Raw genomic sequence first — 17,126 nt, 5'->3', positions numbered from 1 at the left:
TTATGGCAACTACAACGATTATAAATCCAGCAACGGGAAAAAAAGTAGCGGAATATCAACGAATTGATGTTTCAGAAGCAAAACAGAAAGTAGCGCAATCCAAAAACACCTTTGATTCTTGGAAAAAACTCAGCTACGACGAACGCGCAACCTATATGCGAAAATTGGCGAAAGTCTTTGAAAAGAACAAAGAAACCTACGCACAATTGGCTACACAAGAAATGGGCAAGACCATTACACAAGCCAGAAAAGAAATGGACAAGTGTATTCTTATTATCAACTATTATGCGGATAACATACATACACTTTTGGACAATGAAAACGTAAAGACAGAAGCCACAAAAAGCTATGTAACCTTTATGCCCATTGGTGTAATCCTAGCGGTAATGCCTTGGAATTTTCCATTTTATCAGGTGATTCGTTTTGCAGCACCTGCCCTAATGGCTGGTAATACAGGGGTATTAAAACACGCATCCAATGTTCAGGGAAGTGCATTTGCCTTGGAAGAAGCCTTTAGGGAAGCAGGATTTCCGGAAGGTGCTTTTACCAATTTGAATATCAGTGCTGGGAATGTAAAAGATATCATCGAAGACAAGAATATCGTAGCCGTAACCTTAACAGGTAGCGACCCAGCAGGGCGTTCGGTAGCTTCCATTGCAGGTCAAAATTTAAAAAAGACGGTGCTGGAGCTTGGTGGTAGTGATGCCTACGTTATTCTTGATGATGCGGACTTGGAACAGGCCACCGATTTGGCAACTTTCGGAAGACTACAAAATAATGGTCAGACCTGTGTCGCCGCAAAACGCTTTGTGGTGCTCGATGCCATTTATGACCAGTTCTTAAAGCTCTATACCGAAAAAATGGAAGCTGCAAAAATGGGTGACCCTACTGATGAATCCACCTATTACGGTCCAATGGCGCGATTAGATTTACGGGATGAAATCCACGAACAAGTTAACAAGACCATTTCGCAAGGTGGTAAATTGGTTTTAGGTGGAAACGTTCCTGAAGGAGAAGGTGCATACTATCCAGCGACCATACTAGCGGATTTAAAACCAGGAATGGAAGCGTTTGATAACGAACTTTTTGGACCAGTAGCATCTGTCATTAGAGCAAAAGATGAAGCGGAAGCGATTGAACTAGCAAATAATTCACAGTTCGGACTAGGCTCTGGTGTAATTACCGGGAACAAAGAGCGTGGCGAAAAAGTGGCACTACAATTAGAGGCAGGCAGCAGTTTTGTAAACAAACTAGTGGTTTCAGACCCAAGATTACCTTTTGGCGGAATTAAAAATAGTGGCTACGGTAGAGAACTTTCTGGATATGGAATCAGAGAATTTGTAAATACAAAATCCATTTGGATTGATTAACAAAAAAAATAAAGAAATGAAAACAAATATTGGAATATCAGAAGAAAACCGTCAAGCGGTTGCAAACGAATTGGCTAAACTTTTAGCAGACGAGTACCTTTTATATACAAAAACCAGAAACGCCCATTGGAATGTAGAAGGAGCTGATTTTTATGACAAGCACAAGCTGTTCGAATCTCAGTATGAGCAGTTAGATGAGATTATAGACAATATCGCAGAGCGTATTCGCTCACTGGGCCATTATGCACCAGCGACTTTAAAGGAATTCTTGTCCTTGACGCATTTAACCGAAAGGGAACAGAATGACAACAGCGCCAAAGGATACATCAAGGAACTGTTGCAAGACCACGAAACAATTGCAATCAAACTAAGAGAAAACATAAATCCCTTTGCTGAAACCTATAAAGATTCAGGGACAAGCGATTTTATTACAGCGCTTCTTGAAGAACACGAGAAGACAGCTTGGTTTCTACGTTCACACTTAAAATAAAAACAGAAATGAAGTTAGACCACGTTACCATAAGAACAACGGACTTAAAGGAAACAAAAGATTTCTTTTTAAAAGTCTTTGATTTAGTCGAAAAGCCACGGCCAAAAGCTATAGAGCGAATCCCGGGCCATTGGTTGTACCACAACAATGAACCTTTGGTTCACCTAATTGGTAGCAGAGGAACTAGTCAAGATTTTGCCACAGAGGCCATCGACCACGTTGGGATTAAACTGGAAGGCTATACGGATTTTAAAAAGAAACTAGAAGGTTTACAAATTCCCTATTCATTAATGGATTTACCTGAATTGGATGAAAGACGCATTTTTTTCAGAACACCTAAAGGCCCTATTTTGGAAGCCGTGTTTAATGAAAAGATACCAGAAAAAGTATAAATATGAAAAATTTAAAAACAGAAATGAGAGTTAGGGTTTTAACCACAGGTGGCACAATAGAGGGCTTTGAGTATACCGACGAAAAATTTAAAAATAAACGAACAGCTTCAATTAAGGAAATGCTTGAGAGTTTAGGATTAAAGTCTAGTTATAGTATAACCAAGCTTTTTGCTAAGGATAGTCGATTCATTACCGATAGAGACCGTACTGTTTTGGCTGACGAAATTAAGCATTGTGCTGAGGATAAAATCATTATCACTCACGGTACTGAAAGTATGGTAGAGACTGCAACTTTTATTGGAAAATTGAATATAAAAAAAACCATCGTATTTGTTGGTTCTTTCATTTCCGGATTAGAAGCAAAAAGTGATGCTATCTCTAATCTTAGTTTTTCATTTTCAGAGGTATTAAAACTAGAGCCTGGAACATATATCGCATTTCACGACACTATTTTTAATTGGGATAATGTCAAAAAAAACAGAGAAGCAAAAAGGTTTGAAACCTTAATCAATAATTAAAAAAATGTTTGGTACATCGATACATTGGACAACTTTTTTCTATCTTTTACTAGATATAGTCATTGTATTATTTGCTTTCTACCAATCACAAAAACTAAATCGGAATAGTCTTAAAAGGTACTTGTACCTAGGCATACTATTTATTTTCTACAATGCATCTGGTGGCTTTCTGCCATCCAATGCTATTCCTGGTCCAATAATTATTCAATATATAATAACTTACGGCGTATCAATTACCCTATGCGTATATATAGTCTATTATTTGTATAAAGAATATGATTTTGTAGTGTTGGCATTTAGCTCGTCTATTCGAAATCTGGCCATAGTTGCTTTTGGTGGTTTTATTGCACTATACCTAATTCCTTACTTGTTCACTACTTCTTTAAACACGGCAAGACTATTATATACTGTGCCAATATCTATCGTTGCTTTTATCTTTCTTGGTATATTTTACAAAAGAATTTCACATCCTAAAAATCCAAACCTTTTTATTGTAAGAAGAAATAAACTATCTATAATTAGTGTTACTGCAATTGCATTATTGCCAATATGTACGGTCATTGGCGACTACCAATGGATAACGTTTACGGTTATGAATATTGCATTTTATGCCATTAGCATTATAGAGGTGGATAGACATTTATTCTTTCTCGAAAACAAGAGTAAGCTGTATGAAGTCTTTCTTTCAAATAAGAGGAAAATTGAAGAAATAAATGAATCCGAGGTTATCAATGGTAACCTTACGCGACGTGAGACTGAAATTGCTGTTTCGATACTGAGTAAGTTGAGTTATAAAAGTATTGCAGAAGAATTATATATTGCCGAAAGTACTGTATCTAAACACGCTTCTAATATCTTCAAAAAAACGGGCGTAAAAAATAGAAGTGAATTCTTAAAACGATTTCTTAGAAAGAACAAATAATCATTTCCACCACAGAAAATAATGTCTTTTACCTATCTCGTAGTGTTACCGTAGAAAAATACGGTGTATTCCGTAATTAAATACGGTATGTTTTGCATACAAAACTACTTACTTAGCTTTATCTTTTCACCTTAAGTTCCCAAAAGGCATTAATGAGTCAAAAATTCTATTAATAAAAGTTTTCATTATCAAGTTTCGCAGGGTACAAAATACAACAACTCAACCTTATCAATTAAATCCTATTTCTATGGTTTTATTACTTAAAGTACCTGCTTATGAATTCACAAATACTATCAAAAAAACTACTAGAGAAGCTGGATGACATCGATTCTCATAATGACAACATATTAGAAAAAGCATCTCGTTCCATAGAGGTTTGTCGCAGACTACTGAGTAAGTACAAAAAAGAAGTCCTAAAGGAAAAATTTCCCACCATCAATGATGAAATTGAGTTCTTTAAAAAAACTAAACAGGTTCCATTGGTAAAACTCATATATTTCTCAGAAATTCATTCTTTTGAAATTCAATTTCCTAAGGGGGATAAAGATTATCAGCTAAAATTTATAAAAAAGAAAATGGGTAAACTTAATCGCTTCTTTCTTTATAATATGGATTTTGGACGTTATGTAGATTCTGGTGCTACGCATTTTGACAAGGAATATTACACACGAGATTATCAAGAAACATTTCATATCACCACCTCTAAATTCTACTTTCAAGACCCTGAATTTTGTACACCTAGAGATATGCTGCTCGGTAAATACAAAGCCTACGATTCCTTAATAACTTATCTAGACCAAAAAAAGTTTAATATTAGCAACGAGCTAAATGATAAGTTCAATGTAATAAAGCCATTTGAAAAGATGAATTGGCCTTTTTCCAATACAGATTATGTAGAATTACTGTACGCACTATGTTCAAAAGGACTAGGCAAACAGAATAATAAAAGTCTGATGCAAACTTCGAAAAAATTGCAACGTATATTCGACTTTGAACCAAAGGACATTTACAAAACTTATCAAGACATTAAAAACAGAAAAACTAGTCGAACATTATTTCTTGACCAACTATCAGCTTCACTTCTCTCAGAAATGGAAAAAAGTGAGGAATAGTACGTATTACCTTTTTTAACTGTCAAAATAACCATACTACGGTTAACCTACGGTAATCATATTTACTATTTATTTCCCATAAATTTTGATGCTATTTAAATGTCTGTTAGATGTGAAAATACCTCAAAATGCTACTAAAACAAACCAAATTTCAAAATGTTAAATTTTGACCGTAGTACGGAAGTACTGGGGAATAAAATCCATTAAAGCTATTCAAATTTGTAGAACGAAAGTCAAATCAGGTCAGAGGCTATCAAATTGATTGATACCGATGAGATAGTCTCTTTTCCTTAAAATCGTATTATTATGCCGACAAGTATTATTACAACAGACGACCTTCGAGACTTCAAATTGGAACTGCTCGATGACATCAAACAACTATTATCTAAACAGGCAACTGGAAAGCTCAAAAAATATTTAAAATCTTCTGAGGTTATGGATTTGCTTCAGGTTAGCCCAGGTACTTTACAAAATCTTCGTATCAACGGCACGTTGCCCTACACTAAAGTAGGTGGTATCATTTATTATGATGCAGAAGAAATTCAAAGTATAATGACCGCCAATCGCGTACAGCACGGCTCAAATTCTTAAATGATGAACTATATAAAGCTACTTAATGCGGCTTTTGGAAAGTTCTATTTTGATGACCGCCTAAATCCTACCCATATCAGTTTGTATATGGCGTTGTTTCAAGAATGGAACAGCAGTCGCTTTGCCGACGAGTTTTATGTGAATCGCAGGGATTTAATGCGCTGTGCTAAAATAGGCTCTAAATCCACATACCACAGATGTATTACAGACTTAGACTCGTGGCTTTACCTCTGTTATTTCCCATCTAACAATCCATACAAGGGTAGCAAAATTAAGATGTCCATAATAAATACAAGTGATGAACCTGTTACGGGACAGTACAATCCCGTATTGGAACAACTTGCGGAACAGTACAGTCCCAGAGGTGTACCGCTTGAGGAACACTACCATCCCATAAATGGACAAGCATTGGTATCTAATACAAACATTATCAAACAGGAAAACAATATAAAACAACCAAAGGGCTGGCAGGACGTTATTGATTTTTTTATTGAAAATGGTTTTAATGCTGATGAAGGAAAAAAATTCTATGAGCACTATAAAGCTCGAAGTTGGCAAACGAGTGATGGAAAAGAAATTAGAGATTGGCGAGCTGTCGCTATTAACTGGATGGACAGAACCGAGCTTTTCGAAGAAGAAAACAAACCAAACAAAAAACAAGCATCCCAAATCAAGGACAACTTGCGAACCGCTAAAAACAAAGATTATGGACAACCCCTCTAAAATCACCGAAGGTGGCGTGGAATACTCGCTTGGTAAGTTTGACGGCAAAAGCGTTGTCTATGACTTTCCAAAAATTTTGATTTACCTGAATGCAAAAGGAAAACTATTGTTTGGCAAGAAATTCAGAATTTACGAAGAAGATAAAAACATACTGCTTAAACTTTGTTCATACTTCATTAAGGATAAAGAGAACTGTGCTACTTACGGTATTGATATTGACAAAGGTATTTTACTTTCAGGACCTGTTGGATGTGGTAAAACCAGCCTTATGAAATTACTACGCCACATAGTTCCGATGCAACGTCCTTACGAAATGATTCCCTGCCGGAATGTGACTTTTGGTTTTAACCACCTTGGCTTTAAAACTGTTGAAGAATACGGCAATACTAAATTCTATTGTTTTGATGACCTTGGCGTTGAACCGGCTGGACGATTTTATGGCAAGGATTTGAACGTAATGGGCGAAGTACTCTTATCCAGATATGAACTCTATCTCGATACCAAACACAAAATCAAAACCCACGCTACCACAAACCTTAATGCTGAAGAACTCGAAGAACGTTATGGAAATCGTGTTCGTAGTAGAATGCGAGAATTGTTTAATCTCGTTGCTTTTGATAAGGGGGCTGGGGATAAGCGGAAGTAACTTAACTTCTGAAGAATTTGTACAATAAAATCACTTCAGAAACAAATTGTACCAGAACGGCTTTTAAACTTTTGGTTATCTCTAAAAATAAGTCTTTCATAATCTTATTAGTTTTGTATTGATAATAAAATAGAGCTGGCAATAAATTGAATATTGGTGACATCTGAAATGAAGTTCCCTTCATCTTTATTTGATAAAAAACCCAATTCCAAGAGTATCGAAGTGCAATGGTGTACTGTTTCTCGAAGTACTTGAAAGTTCGCAAACTTCACACCCCTACTTTCAAAACCAAGTTCTTTATTAAAATCTGCTTGTAATTCAAAGGCAAACCATACCGAATCATCTGAGAACTTAGTATTTTGATTAGCAACATAAACTTCAATCCCTCTAGCATTTTCATTATCTGAATGGTTACAATGCAAGGACACAAATAAATCAGCTTTTAGTGCTTTGGCCAGCTTAGTCCTGTCTAATAAAGAAATGAGTGTATCGGTGTACTTGGTCAAATAAATATCCAAAGGGGAATCCAACTCACTATTTAGCTTCAAAATGGCATTTGCAATATTAAGTACAACATCCTTTTCTTGGATGCCATTTACACCTATCGCACCAGCATCTTTTCCACCGTGTCCAACGTCAATTACAATTCGTTTTTGAATACTCGTTTCTTGTCCAAAAACGACACACATTTTTAGAAGCAAAAAGACAAAACTGACGTTTTTGAGCACTTTTTTCATTTTTAATTTTCGGGTTATCAACAACTTTCTTTCAAAAACTAATAGAATTTGATGTCAAATAATAACAATTAAACTCAATTGATTTCAAATAATATTTTATTCACAAATATTTGATATTCAATTATTTATAAGCAAATATATGTAAATTTCTAAAAGAGAAAATGAATAAAAAATCTAAACAGTTTTATTATGAAAAAATCAATCTACTTAGCAACTTTTTTATCGTTGCTCTCAACATCACTTTTTGCACAAATTGGTGGAATTGAAGATTCCGTTAACGATGTGGGTGATACCATAAGAGCTATTTTCCCAATTCTTCTTGGTGTCATTTTTCTAGTTGGTTTCCTATTTAATGCAGGACATTTCTTTGGTGAAAACGCAGACCTTAAAAAAGGTATTACTAGAGTACTTGTATTTGTTTTGATTGCTGGTGCAGTAGTCGGAATTTTCACGTACCTCATTGGAATCGTAGTATAACCCACTAAGTGGGATTTGATTACTAAACCGTATGAAGAAATTTGAGGTCTATAAAAACATTAGAAAAAGGGCGGTCATTTTCGGATTGCCCATTTCACTGTTTGCCTTAATGATGGTTTCTATTTTGGCTTCGCTTCTCATTATCATCTTCTCTTTCAGTTTCGGGATTATAATTGGAATACTGGTCTTTAATGCTGCTCTATATGTAGTATTGACAAGAATTGCGCATAACCCACAATTATTTCAGACGGCTAAAGTCTTCCCTCCAATAATAAGCAATAAAAGAAACTCAGAATTTAATTATGAATAAGATTAATCTTTCAGCATATCAACCTATCACAGATATTCAAGACAATATCATATTTGCCAATAATGGTAATGTCGTACTATGCTATGAAGGAACGCTACCAGAGATTTATTCCTTATCTGAAAAAGACTTTGAGGACATACACGGTGCTTGGTTTCAGGCTTTAAAATCTTTGCCTATTGGCACGGTGGTACAAAAACAAGACATCTACCTTAAAAAGAGTTACACTTCTGAAGAATTGCCCAATACTACTTTCTTAGAAAAAGCTACACACGACCATTTCAAAGGCCGTGAGTATATGGAACATCGTTGCTTTTTGTTCTTTACACTCACTAAGAACAAGGTTCTAAATAATTCAAAATATGTCAACCCTTTTCGTAAAGTTTCTAAAGGGATTGTTCAACAACTAGATGAAAACGTTAAGAGCTTCATCGGTTCTGTTTGCGATTCGGTTTCCTTTATAAACAATAGCCGAAAAATGGCATTCCTTCCGCTTAAAGCGGAAGAGATTCAAATGCTCACAAATGGCTATTTCAATGGATTCAATGAAGGCTTTGATACCGACATCATATTAGACAAGAAAAGCGTCAATATTGGCGAAAACCATTTTGATGCCCTGGCTATCAATAGCGAACTGTGCTTTGGCGAAAGTGTACAGAGTAGCAAGACCAATGAGAAATTCACTTCTGACGATTTTGTGTTTCATCAAGGGTTTATTGATGGCTTAGGGCTTACGCTAAACGAAAACCACATTGTTAATCAAATCCTGTATTTGGATGACAAACAGAAGTGGCGCAAGCTACTTGATAAAAAGGTTGAAGAACTCAATAAAAGTTCAAATTTTGGTTCACAGAACAAAGTGGTACTCGCAAAAATTCAACATATCCTTGACCAAATTAATGCCGATGATAATGCACGTATAATTCGTGGTCATCTAAACATCATCTATTGGGCTCGGGAAGCCCGAGAGCTAGATAGAATTGCTTCTAAAATAAAGACCGAATTCAAGGAACTGGACATCATTCCTTATTATCCAAGAGGTGAAGAACGAAAGAATTATATACTAAATAGCTACTGCTGTTTTTCTTCCAATTTTTCAAATAATGATTTATATGTAACCGATTTAAAACACGCATTATGCCTGTTTATCAATAACACCAATTATAATTCTGATGCTACCGGAATCATCTTTAATGACCGTGAACATAACGTTCCACTTTTAAAAGACGTTTGGGATGAACAGAAGAAACGCATTAAGGCTCGGAACTTTGCCATTTTTGCACCTACTGGCGAAGGTAAATCCTTTTTGGCCAATAATATTCTACGCCAATATTTTGAAAGCGGTGTTCGTCTGGTCATAATAGACCTTGGTGGTTCTTACACCAAATTTGCGAAACTCTATCCAGAAAAATATACGGTGCTTCGCTACGAGAGCGGAAAAAATTTAGGTATCAATCCTTTTTATATAAGTGATATAAATGATTTGACACCTGAACGTTTAGAAGACTTGTCTGTTTTCCTGTTTGAACTTTTTGCATCAGATTTAAAAGTAACCAAAGCACAATCAGTTTCCATCAAAAAGATATTGCGCCATTACTATGATAGCACTTTAGAAGACCATTCTTTGGATGGCTTTTACAGTTTTATAGAAAGGAATCAGAAAGACCTTCTGAACACCTTAAAAATCCATCCCGACTACTTCAATGTCACGAGTTTTTTGCACGTAATGTCCGAATATGTCGGTGATGGTCTATATAGTTTTCTGTTTGAAGTTAGCGAAGACCAGACCTATAAAATCGAGGATAAAAGATTGATTGTTTTCGAACTAGATGAAGTCAAAGACAATAAGGAAATACTGTCCGTAATGTTGAAACTGATTAAGTCAGCCATTCAAAGAACCATTTGGAAAAACAGGGCTGAAAAGGGCATTATCTTATTCGATGAGTTTGCCAAACAATTGAAGTTTGACAACGTACTTGAAAGTGTGGAATTCTATTACCAAGCTATTCGTAAACAGAATGGTGCGATTGGGATTATTCTACAATCTATTAATCAGCTTCCTAACAATTCTACTTCCGCAAGTATTCTAGAAAATACACAAGTCATCTACAGCCTTAACAACGAAAAAGGTTATGACGAATTGGTAAAACGTCTCAACTTATCTAGTCACGACTTGAACCAATTAAAGTCCATCAAAAACAACTTATCCGGACCACGGAAATACACCGAAATGTTTATCAAAATTGGAAAGGAAAGCAACATTTTTAGGCTAGAAGTTCCAAAAGAAGTCTATGCAGCTTACTTAACGGATGGGCAAGAAAATGAGGAAATAATGAAACTCTATAATGAGCATCACGATATGGAAAAAGCAATAATTCAATTCACATCTAAAACATAAATAATATGAAATCGAAGATTCACGAATACCAAAACAAATTTTTAACAATGAGTAAAACAAAAATCTTAGTACTCGCAATGGCATTGCTATTTAGCTTAAATATTAAAGCCCAAGGAATGCCAGTTTATGACAATACCAACTTCATAAGTCTGGTAAAACAACTCTTAGAATCAGGGAAACAGACGGCAGAAATGATTAAGTCTGTAAAATTCTTGAAAGATGCTAAAGAGGCCATTGAGAAAGTATCTAGCGTCGTCCAACAACTAAGGGCAGTTGAGGAAATTGCTCAGAACAATCAGCGCCTTATCAATGTAATGCAGAATGACTTACAGGACATTTTGAACTCGCCATATATAAAGCCCGAGGAAATTAATCGTATAGCTCAATCTTTTGATGCTATAGTTCAAAACTCATTGGACACGGTAGACTTTATGGGTGAAATCTTGTCCAGCGATAATCTAAAAATGTCTGATGCCGAACGTGCCGAAGTGTTAAAACAGAAAGAACAGGAATCAAAAGAAATGGTTTCGAATATCACTACTAAAACAAAACGCTATCGTGATATTATTTCCTTTAGAAAAATGCAAGACAAAGTAAATAACCGAGAAACGAATTACTAATGAGTTTTGGGCTTGAATATGTGGATGCCGTCTTTCAGACGATACAGGCCAGTGATTTTTCGCAATACACTATTGCCGGAATGAAAACACTTGCCGTATTGTTCTTTCTGGTCAATATCCTTAAAAAATATAATGAAGGTATTGCGGATAAAGACGGTTACACTTGGGGATTAAGTCCTGGGGAACTCACAAAAAACTTTGCAGTTGTTCTTTTGGTCATATTTTCCACACAAGTATTAGGTTTCTTCGATAGTATTTTGGTTTCCATAGAAGCGCAATATCGTGGTACAGCACCTGCTTTATTACCATTGCAGATGCAAGACATACCAATTGAGGAAGATGTAAGTATCATCGAGGTAGCTCAAGCGGCAATGACGCTGTTATACGAAGCTTTGGTGACACCACTTTACGGATTCAAAATATTTGCTTTTATAATAAGTCTATTTCTTTGGATTCTAGATTTGTTTATATATCCACTATTTCTTGCAGAACGTTACTTTCTATTGGGAATAATGCAAGCCTTCTTCCCGTTGGTTATAAGTCTGGCAGTTTTTGAAAAATTCCGTTCGCTTGCCTATACATTTTTCAAATTGTATGCTGCGGTCTATATGTTAGTGCCAGCCTTCTTTTTGGTTAATGTATTTGTAAATGCCCTATATACCGAAATCAATACGAACTTCTGGACAAACCTTTTTGGTACAGATGTTGGCCAGGGCTTTTTTGCACCAGTCGTTCAATTAGGTTCGGTTGGTTTTATTGTCTTCCTGAAATTTAAATTATATAAACGTGCTACATCTTTCACACTGAGATTGTTTACTAGCTAATTCTAATTATAATGAAAACACCTTATAAAAATATCTATGCCGTCTTAAAATTAAATAGGCTTATCGTATTGGCAGTTGTCATTTTTGCAATGTTATCCAGCACCTTCTCACTTTGGATGGCTTTCAAAACAAATAAAGAAGCACTCAATAGTGCCTTTGCCATTAATACTGATGGTAGTATTATTCCACTGAAGTTCGTTACTCAAAAAGAAAATTTCAGTGTTGAAGCGCTTGCCCATTTAGACCTGTTCCATAACTACTTCTATAATATTGATGCCAGCAATTATGAGCGTAATCTAGAAAAGGCCCTTTGGCTAGGTAATAGTTCTGTAGATAACCTCTATCGCCAAAAAAAAGCAGATGGTGTTTATAACCGATTACTACAATACTCGCTAGTTCAAAAAGTGCTGAGTATTGAATCACAAATCGAGGAACAAAACGGAACATACGCTTTTAGAACAGTTACTGTCTTTGAAATCAATAGAGGTTCGATAATAGATACCTATGAACTTGTTTCCAGTGGAAACTTAATTCCGGTTGATAGAAATTTTCCCAACAATCCACACGGTTTGCTGATTACAAACTATTTCGAGAATACTTTAAAAAAAATAAACGATGAAAGTAGAAAAAAATAAAATAGTCTTTGCAGCTGTACTGGTTGTGATTTTCATATTTCTCATTTCCTATTCAATGATAATTATGGGCGATGATGAAAGTGAAACTAAAAACCTCGAACATACATTCGTTCCGGATTTAGAAGAAAATCAAAAAGAATACGATTCCAAGCTCGATGCTATTAATGACTTAAAGGAAGTACGCGAAACCAATGCGCCCAGTATCTACGATGAAAAATTGATTGATTCCTTGGGCTTTTATGACCCAGACCTTCCCGAAAAAGAAAAAGAACGAATTGTAGATAGTATTTATGAAGCAGGCAAGATTCAATACTCAAAAAAGAGATATCGAAACTTAGGGAAAGAGAAAGTTGCTCAAAAGAGCATTCAGCAAATAGATTCAGCCGAAATAGAACGAGAACAAAAAATTCAAGCCAAAGAACTAGGGCTAGAACACCAACTCTTTTTCGCCGCTGCGCCAAAACCCAATGAAGTTTCAATTATCGGCAATACGGACGAAACGATTTATGTAGTCGTGGATGGCGACCAGGTTGTTCAAGCAAATACCCGATTACGGATGCGCCTGACGAAATCGGCTACTATCAATGGGAAACTGATGCCAAAGAACACACCCATTTTCGGGTTTATCACTTTTCAGCCCAATCGCGCCTTGATTGAGATTGAAAACATAAAGCATCATCCCACTAAACTTAAAGCATTCGATTTATCAGATGGAAGCGAAGGTATCTATGTTGAAAATAATTTTAGGGAAGAAGCAACAAGAGAAGTTTTAGATGATGTCATTGGTGATATTAATATCCCAAGTGTTCCTCAAGTGGGCGGACTTACTCAAGTGTTCCGCCGCTCTAATCGAAGAGTAAAAGTAACCGTACTGAACAATTATAGATTAATTCTAAAACCAAAATTATGAAAACAATAATCCTAATATTTATTGTGTCTATTTCCGCTTTCGCGAAAGCGCAGACAAATTCAACCCTCGATACAATTTATGCAAACGACACTAAAAATGTTGCGCTGTTTTTTCCAGAACCTATACGACAGGGTATTACCGGTTCTGACAATTTTGTGTTTACCTACAATCGAGAAAAGGAACAATATTTTGGGCTACTTCAAGCAAAGCCAGGTCAAGAAAGTAATCTATTGGTAATCAACAGAAATGGTTCGATTTTTTCGTATATTGTAAGGTATAAAAAACAGCTGTCAAAGCTCAATTATTTTATCCCATTATCAAATAGTATTGGGAATGAAAAGCCATTAGCAATCGATTCGATTCAGGCTGAAACTTCTGAAAAAAGCATAGACAACAGAACGTATTATCATCACAAATTCTGCTCTTATCTTCTTAACAGAAACCAGCGTATAGGCCGAATTAAGAAGCGAAACGAAGGCATCGTTTTGAGTGTTGAAAATATCGTTTTTGATAAAGAAGAGCTCTACTTCGTTATACTGATTGAGAATAATTCTACGTTGGATTACGATTTGAATTTTTTGAACTTGTCAATCGAGACTCGACAAAAAGGCAAAAAGAAATCTTTACAGAGACTCTATCAAGAGCCAATTTATAAGCATAGTCTGCCATCAAAAATAGTTGAGGGTAAACTGATACGTTTCGTTTATGTTTTGCCCAAATTTTCATTATCAGATGACCGTAGGGCAATTTTGGAATTGAATGAGAAAAATGGCGAACGCAATATTGAATTAAAGATATCGCACAGATATATCAATAACCCAAATTAATAATATTATGAAAAGATTACTCATTTACTCACTCGTACTTCTATTCATTTCCTGTTCAGGAAATCAGAATATGTCCCACACAGAAACCGCAGAAATTGTTGCGAAAAGCTTTTTCACTAAAAATGAATCCGTCTTGAAAAAGCATACAACTTCAGAAGGTTTCGCCAGCTTGATGACTGTTCAAAATATGATACCAGAGTCCAATAAAGATATCGAAGTAGAAATTTTGGATGAGGCTATTGAAAGTGAGATTGCCTGGGTAAAATATAAAACGTCTTTTGATGGAAAGTCGGGTATTTTTAAACTCATCAAAGACAATGACCAATGGAAAGTTACTAGCAAAGGACCGAGAGAAAAAGGGCCTTTTTAAATAACCTATTTGTGTATTTAGAAGATACTAATGTTGATTGATAAGCTAACTTCTTGAAAATTTCCAAGCTCCAACCGCGAGCAGAATATATATTATGATAATCGCAATCATTTGTTGCCAGTTATTTGTTAGTTCATAATATAAAATCAAAATTCCACCTATGCTTAAACCTAATATTGACAATACAGTCAAAAAGGTTGATGAGTTGGTTTTCTGTCTTATTTTAAAATTTGCTATTGCCATTAATAACGAAACCAAAAGAAAAGTAACACTGCCGAATTCAAGGATTAATTCTAATCCGCCAATGAGGATTAAAATACTGGAAATCAATGCCATTGCGATAATTGCATTTTTAGGGCTATTATTCTTTCTTTTGGATAGGATGTTTGGGAAATAACCATCTTTGGCAATTACGGACATCTGACGAGATGAACCAAAGACAGTACCACTTATAGCACTGCTTGTTGCCAATATTGCACCAAAAATGACAAGATTAGTTCCTAATGAACCTAAAATATTGCCTGCGCCAGATGCAAGTGCAAATTCCTTATTTTTAATTATTTCTTCTGTAGGTATTGCAAACAAGGCACCTACAGAAATCACCACATATATCAATACAGCTAATGCAATGGCGCTATAAATTGCCCTTGGGATATTTCTCTGCGGATTTGTCATTTCATTTACAGCATTTATAACTAGCTGAAAACCCTCGTAAGCGACAAAGGTTAATGAGGCAACAATAAGAATTGAAAATGCGTTTGAATTTTTCAAATCTAGAGACATATTCTCTACAAAGGAACCGAAATCCATTGTTCCGTGATTGATTAAGACAACTGATATAATAGTCAAAACAATAAGTTTTGTATATACCATTAAATCTTCAATTTTTCCCATTCCATTGACGCTCCAGATATTAATGAAAGTAAAAATTGCGATAACTCCTATGGCAATACTTTTTCGAACCCAAATATTATCTGCAAAATCGGTACTACTTATAGCATATGACGAAAATGTGTAAGCATATAATGCTAAAGTGCTGATGTAGCCAAAAATGATAAACCAACCAATGGCAGAAGCTGAAAAATTAGAACTTGGATAGGTACGTTTGAAAAAGGAATAGGTTGCTCCCTCATCTTTGTAATAAAGACCTAATTTAACATAAGAGTAAGCAGCTAAAGAAGCTATAAGCCCTCCAATTATTATGGCTATGGGTGTGAGATTACCGATTAACGAAACAGAAATTCCGAGTATCGTGAAAATCCCACCACCGACCATTCCACCAAGAGCAATCGCAATTAGTTCAGCTAATCCTAAATTTTTATTTCTTTCCCTGTGCTGGGTCATTCTAATATCTGTGGTATTTTATTTAAGAAATAAATATAACGTTATCTATTAAACTAAAAGGAATTGGTAAGCATTGTATTTTGACTGTTGCATCTGGTTTTTATCCTATCCGTGACATCTCATTTAATGTAAATTCTTCAACAGCTCCTTCAGTAGCTTTTAAATATTGGGCTAAATGACTATTGTTCATATGGTTTTGCCATAATTCTCTGCTTTCCCAATTCTCGTAAAATAAAAATAGATTTTCATTTTCATTATCTTGGTGCAAGTCATAATTAATAGAGCCTTTTTCTGCCCTTGTTATGTCAATTAGCTTTAGTAATTCACTTCGTACTAGTGCTCTTTTTTCTGGTTTAGCTACTATTTTTGCTACAATTGTTAATGTTTGATTACTCATAATTAATGTTTTTATCTTACTTATTTTTATTATACTATAATTTTTATAGTTGCAAAAGTAAGTATAGTAATTTATCTTTGCAATAACGGTCGAAAATGATAGTATAGTTTATGGAAGAAAAAGAACCCAAAATGTTCAAATTCAGAGGTAATGAATATCCCTGTTGTGCTAGTTTAACAATGGGAATTATAGGTGGGAAATGGAAAACGGTAATATTATTCCATTTGATGGAAAAAACTCTACGCTATAGTGAATTGAGAAAAGAAATGCCCACTGTGACCGAAAGAACGTTAAGCTTACAGCTGAAGGCATTGGAAGAAGATGGTTTAATTAAAAGAAAGGTTTATACTTCAAAACCACCTCTTAAGGTAGAATATTCATTAACCGATTTTGGAAAGACTTTAATTCCGCTTATCCGGTCTATTGTAGATTGGGGTGACTTAGTGGTTGAAAAATATACTTAAAGCCCTTTCTGCGCAGGATAACAATTTGAGTGCTCAATTTGTTTCCTAAAGC

At 35.2% G+C, this 17,126-nt stretch carries 21 protein-coding genes; 18 read left to right on the top strand and 3 right to left on the bottom strand.

The window, feature by feature from the left end; all coding sequences use genetic code 11:
* Positions 1 to 2 precede the first annotated feature (2 nt).
* From WH52_RS10870 to WH52_RS10830, 9 genes are all read left to right on the top strand, one after another.
* On the top strand, positions 3 to 1,370 hold the full coding sequence (locus WH52_RS10870; RefSeq protein WP_086030976.1) for an NAD-dependent succinate-semialdehyde dehydrogenase: 1,368 nt from the start codon (positions 3 to 5) through the stop codon (positions 1,368 to 1,370).
* A gap of 16 nt (positions 1,371 to 1,386) precedes the next feature.
* Positions 1,387 to 1,860, top strand: a complete 474-nt coding sequence (locus WH52_RS10865) for a Dps family protein (RefSeq protein ID WP_086030992.1) — start codon at positions 1,387 to 1,389, stop codon at positions 1,858 to 1,860.
* Between the two features lie 8 nt (positions 1,861 to 1,868).
* Positions 1,869 to 2,252 (top strand): VOC family protein, encoded by a 384-nt coding sequence (locus WH52_RS10860; RefSeq protein ID WP_086030991.1) that lies wholly within the window; start codon positions 1,869 to 1,871, stop codon positions 2,250 to 2,252.
* Positions 2,253 to 2,254: 2 nt separating this feature from the next.
* Positions 2,255 to 2,770 carry an asparaginase domain-containing protein gene (locus tag WH52_RS10855; protein WP_086030975.1) on the top strand — a complete coding sequence of 172 codons (516 nt, stop codon included), beginning with the start codon at positions 2,255 to 2,257 and terminating at the stop codon, positions 2,768 to 2,770.
* Between the two features lie 289 nt (positions 2,771 to 3,059).
* Entirely contained in the window at positions 3,060 to 3,692 is a 633-nt protein-coding gene (locus WH52_RS10850; RefSeq protein WP_233131553.1) for a helix-turn-helix domain-containing protein, read from the top strand.
* Positions 3,693 to 3,967: 275 nt separating this feature from the next.
* Positions 3,968 to 4,804 (top strand): RteC domain-containing protein, encoded by an 837-nt coding sequence (locus tag WH52_RS10845; protein ID WP_086030973.1) that lies wholly within the window; start codon positions 3,968 to 3,970, stop codon positions 4,802 to 4,804.
* Between the two features lie 306 nt (positions 4,805 to 5,110).
* Positions 5,111 to 5,395 (top strand): helix-turn-helix domain-containing protein, encoded by a 285-nt coding sequence (locus tag WH52_RS10840; RefSeq protein ID WP_086030972.1) that lies wholly within the window; start codon positions 5,111 to 5,113, stop codon positions 5,393 to 5,395.
* A gap of 3 nt (positions 5,396 to 5,398) precedes the next feature.
* Positions 5,399 to 6,118: a hypothetical protein gene (locus tag WH52_RS10835; RefSeq protein ID WP_086030990.1), complete on the top strand. Its 720-nt coding sequence runs from the start codon at positions 5,399 to 5,401 to the stop codon at positions 6,116 to 6,118.
* Positions 6,102 to 6,764, top strand: coding sequence for an ATPase (locus tag WH52_RS10830; RefSeq protein ID WP_086030971.1), 663 nt, complete (start codon positions 6,102 to 6,104; stop codon positions 6,762 to 6,764). The genes WH52_RS10835 and WH52_RS10830 overlap by 17 nt, the downstream gene beginning before the upstream one ends.
* 107 nt (positions 6,765 to 6,871) lie before the next feature.
* Here the strand turns inward: WH52_RS10830 and WH52_RS10825 are convergent, their stop codons facing one another.
* A complete protein-coding gene (locus tag WH52_RS10825) occupies positions 6,872 to 7,501 on the bottom strand; it encodes an N-acetylmuramoyl-L-alanine amidase family protein (RefSeq protein ID WP_086030970.1) in 630 nt (209 codons plus the stop codon).
* Positions 7,502 to 7,690: 189 nt separating this feature from the next.
* On the opposite strand from WH52_RS10825, the gene WH52_RS10820 reads away from it, so the two are divergent.
* The 8 genes from WH52_RS10820 to WH52_RS10780 all read left to right on the top strand — a co-directional run bounded on the left by WH52_RS10820 (position 7,691) and on the right by WH52_RS10780 (position 14,869).
* Entirely contained in the window at positions 7,691 to 7,978 is a 288-nt protein-coding gene (locus tag WH52_RS10820) for a hypothetical protein (RefSeq protein ID WP_086030969.1), read from the top strand.
* 302 nt (positions 7,979 to 8,280) lie between these two features.
* Positions 8,281 to 10,683, top strand: a complete 2,403-nt coding sequence (locus tag WH52_RS10810) for a TraG family conjugative transposon ATPase (protein WP_086030967.1) — start codon at positions 8,281 to 8,283, stop codon at positions 10,681 to 10,683.
* A 47-nt stretch (positions 10,684 to 10,730) separates the two neighbouring features.
* Positions 10,731 to 11,303: a conjugal transfer protein gene (locus tag WH52_RS10805; protein WP_086030966.1), complete on the top strand. Its 573-nt coding sequence runs from the start codon at positions 10,731 to 10,733 to the stop codon at positions 11,301 to 11,303.
* Positions 11,303 to 12,127, top strand: a complete 825-nt coding sequence (locus WH52_RS10800) for a hypothetical protein (RefSeq protein ID WP_086030965.1) — start codon at positions 11,303 to 11,305, stop codon at positions 12,125 to 12,127. Before WH52_RS10805 ends, WH52_RS10800 begins: the two co-directional genes overlap by 1 nt.
* An 11-nt stretch (positions 12,128 to 12,138) precedes the next feature.
* Complete coding sequence (locus WH52_RS10795) at positions 12,139 to 12,762, top strand: conjugal transfer protein TraK (RefSeq protein ID WP_086030964.1); 624 nt, start codon at positions 12,139 to 12,141, stop codon at positions 12,760 to 12,762.
* Positions 12,743 to 13,672 carry a conjugative transposon protein TraM gene (gene traM, locus WH52_RS10790; protein WP_086030963.1) on the top strand — a complete coding sequence of 310 codons (930 nt, stop codon included), beginning with the start codon at positions 12,743 to 12,745 and terminating at the stop codon, positions 13,670 to 13,672. The genes WH52_RS10795 and traM overlap by 20 nt, the downstream gene beginning before the upstream one ends.
* Positions 13,669 to 14,499: a DUF4138 domain-containing protein gene (locus WH52_RS10785; RefSeq protein WP_198938432.1), complete on the top strand. Its 831-nt coding sequence runs from the start codon at positions 13,669 to 13,671 to the stop codon at positions 14,497 to 14,499. The genes traM and WH52_RS10785 overlap by 4 nt, the downstream gene beginning before the upstream one ends.
* A 7-nt stretch (positions 14,500 to 14,506) precedes the next feature.
* Positions 14,507 to 14,869, top strand: coding sequence for a basic helix-loop-helix domain-containing protein (locus tag WH52_RS10780; protein ID WP_086030961.1), 363 nt, complete (start codon positions 14,507 to 14,509; stop codon positions 14,867 to 14,869).
* 45 nt (positions 14,870 to 14,914) lie between these two features.
* Here the strand turns inward: WH52_RS10780 and WH52_RS10775 are convergent, their stop codons facing one another.
* Both WH52_RS10775 and WH52_RS10770 read right to left on the bottom strand, forming a co-directional pair.
* Entirely contained in the window at positions 14,915 to 16,213 is a 1,299-nt protein-coding gene (locus WH52_RS10775) for an APC family permease (RefSeq protein WP_086030960.1), read from the bottom strand.
* Positions 16,214 to 16,313: 100 nt separating this feature from the next.
* Positions 16,314 to 16,610: a putative quinol monooxygenase gene (locus tag WH52_RS10770; protein ID WP_086030959.1), complete on the bottom strand. Its 297-nt coding sequence runs from the start codon at positions 16,608 to 16,610 to the stop codon at positions 16,314 to 16,316.
* A 131-nt stretch (positions 16,611 to 16,741) separates the two neighbouring features.
* On the opposite strand from WH52_RS10770, the gene WH52_RS10765 reads away from it, so the two are divergent.
* Positions 16,742 to 17,074, top strand: coding sequence for a winged helix-turn-helix transcriptional regulator (locus tag WH52_RS10765; protein WP_086030989.1), 333 nt, complete (start codon positions 16,742 to 16,744; stop codon positions 17,072 to 17,074).
* Positions 17,075 to 17,126 lie beyond the last annotated feature (52 nt).

It is taken from the genome of Tenacibaculum holothuriorum (assembly GCF_002120225.1).
GTDB classification, from domain to species: Bacteria; Bacteroidota; Bacteroidia; order Flavobacteriales; family Flavobacteriaceae; genus Polaribacter; species Polaribacter holothuriorum.
The sequence above is the reverse complement of the archived record's forward strand: the minus strand, read 5'-3'. Positions and strand labels throughout refer to the sequence as shown.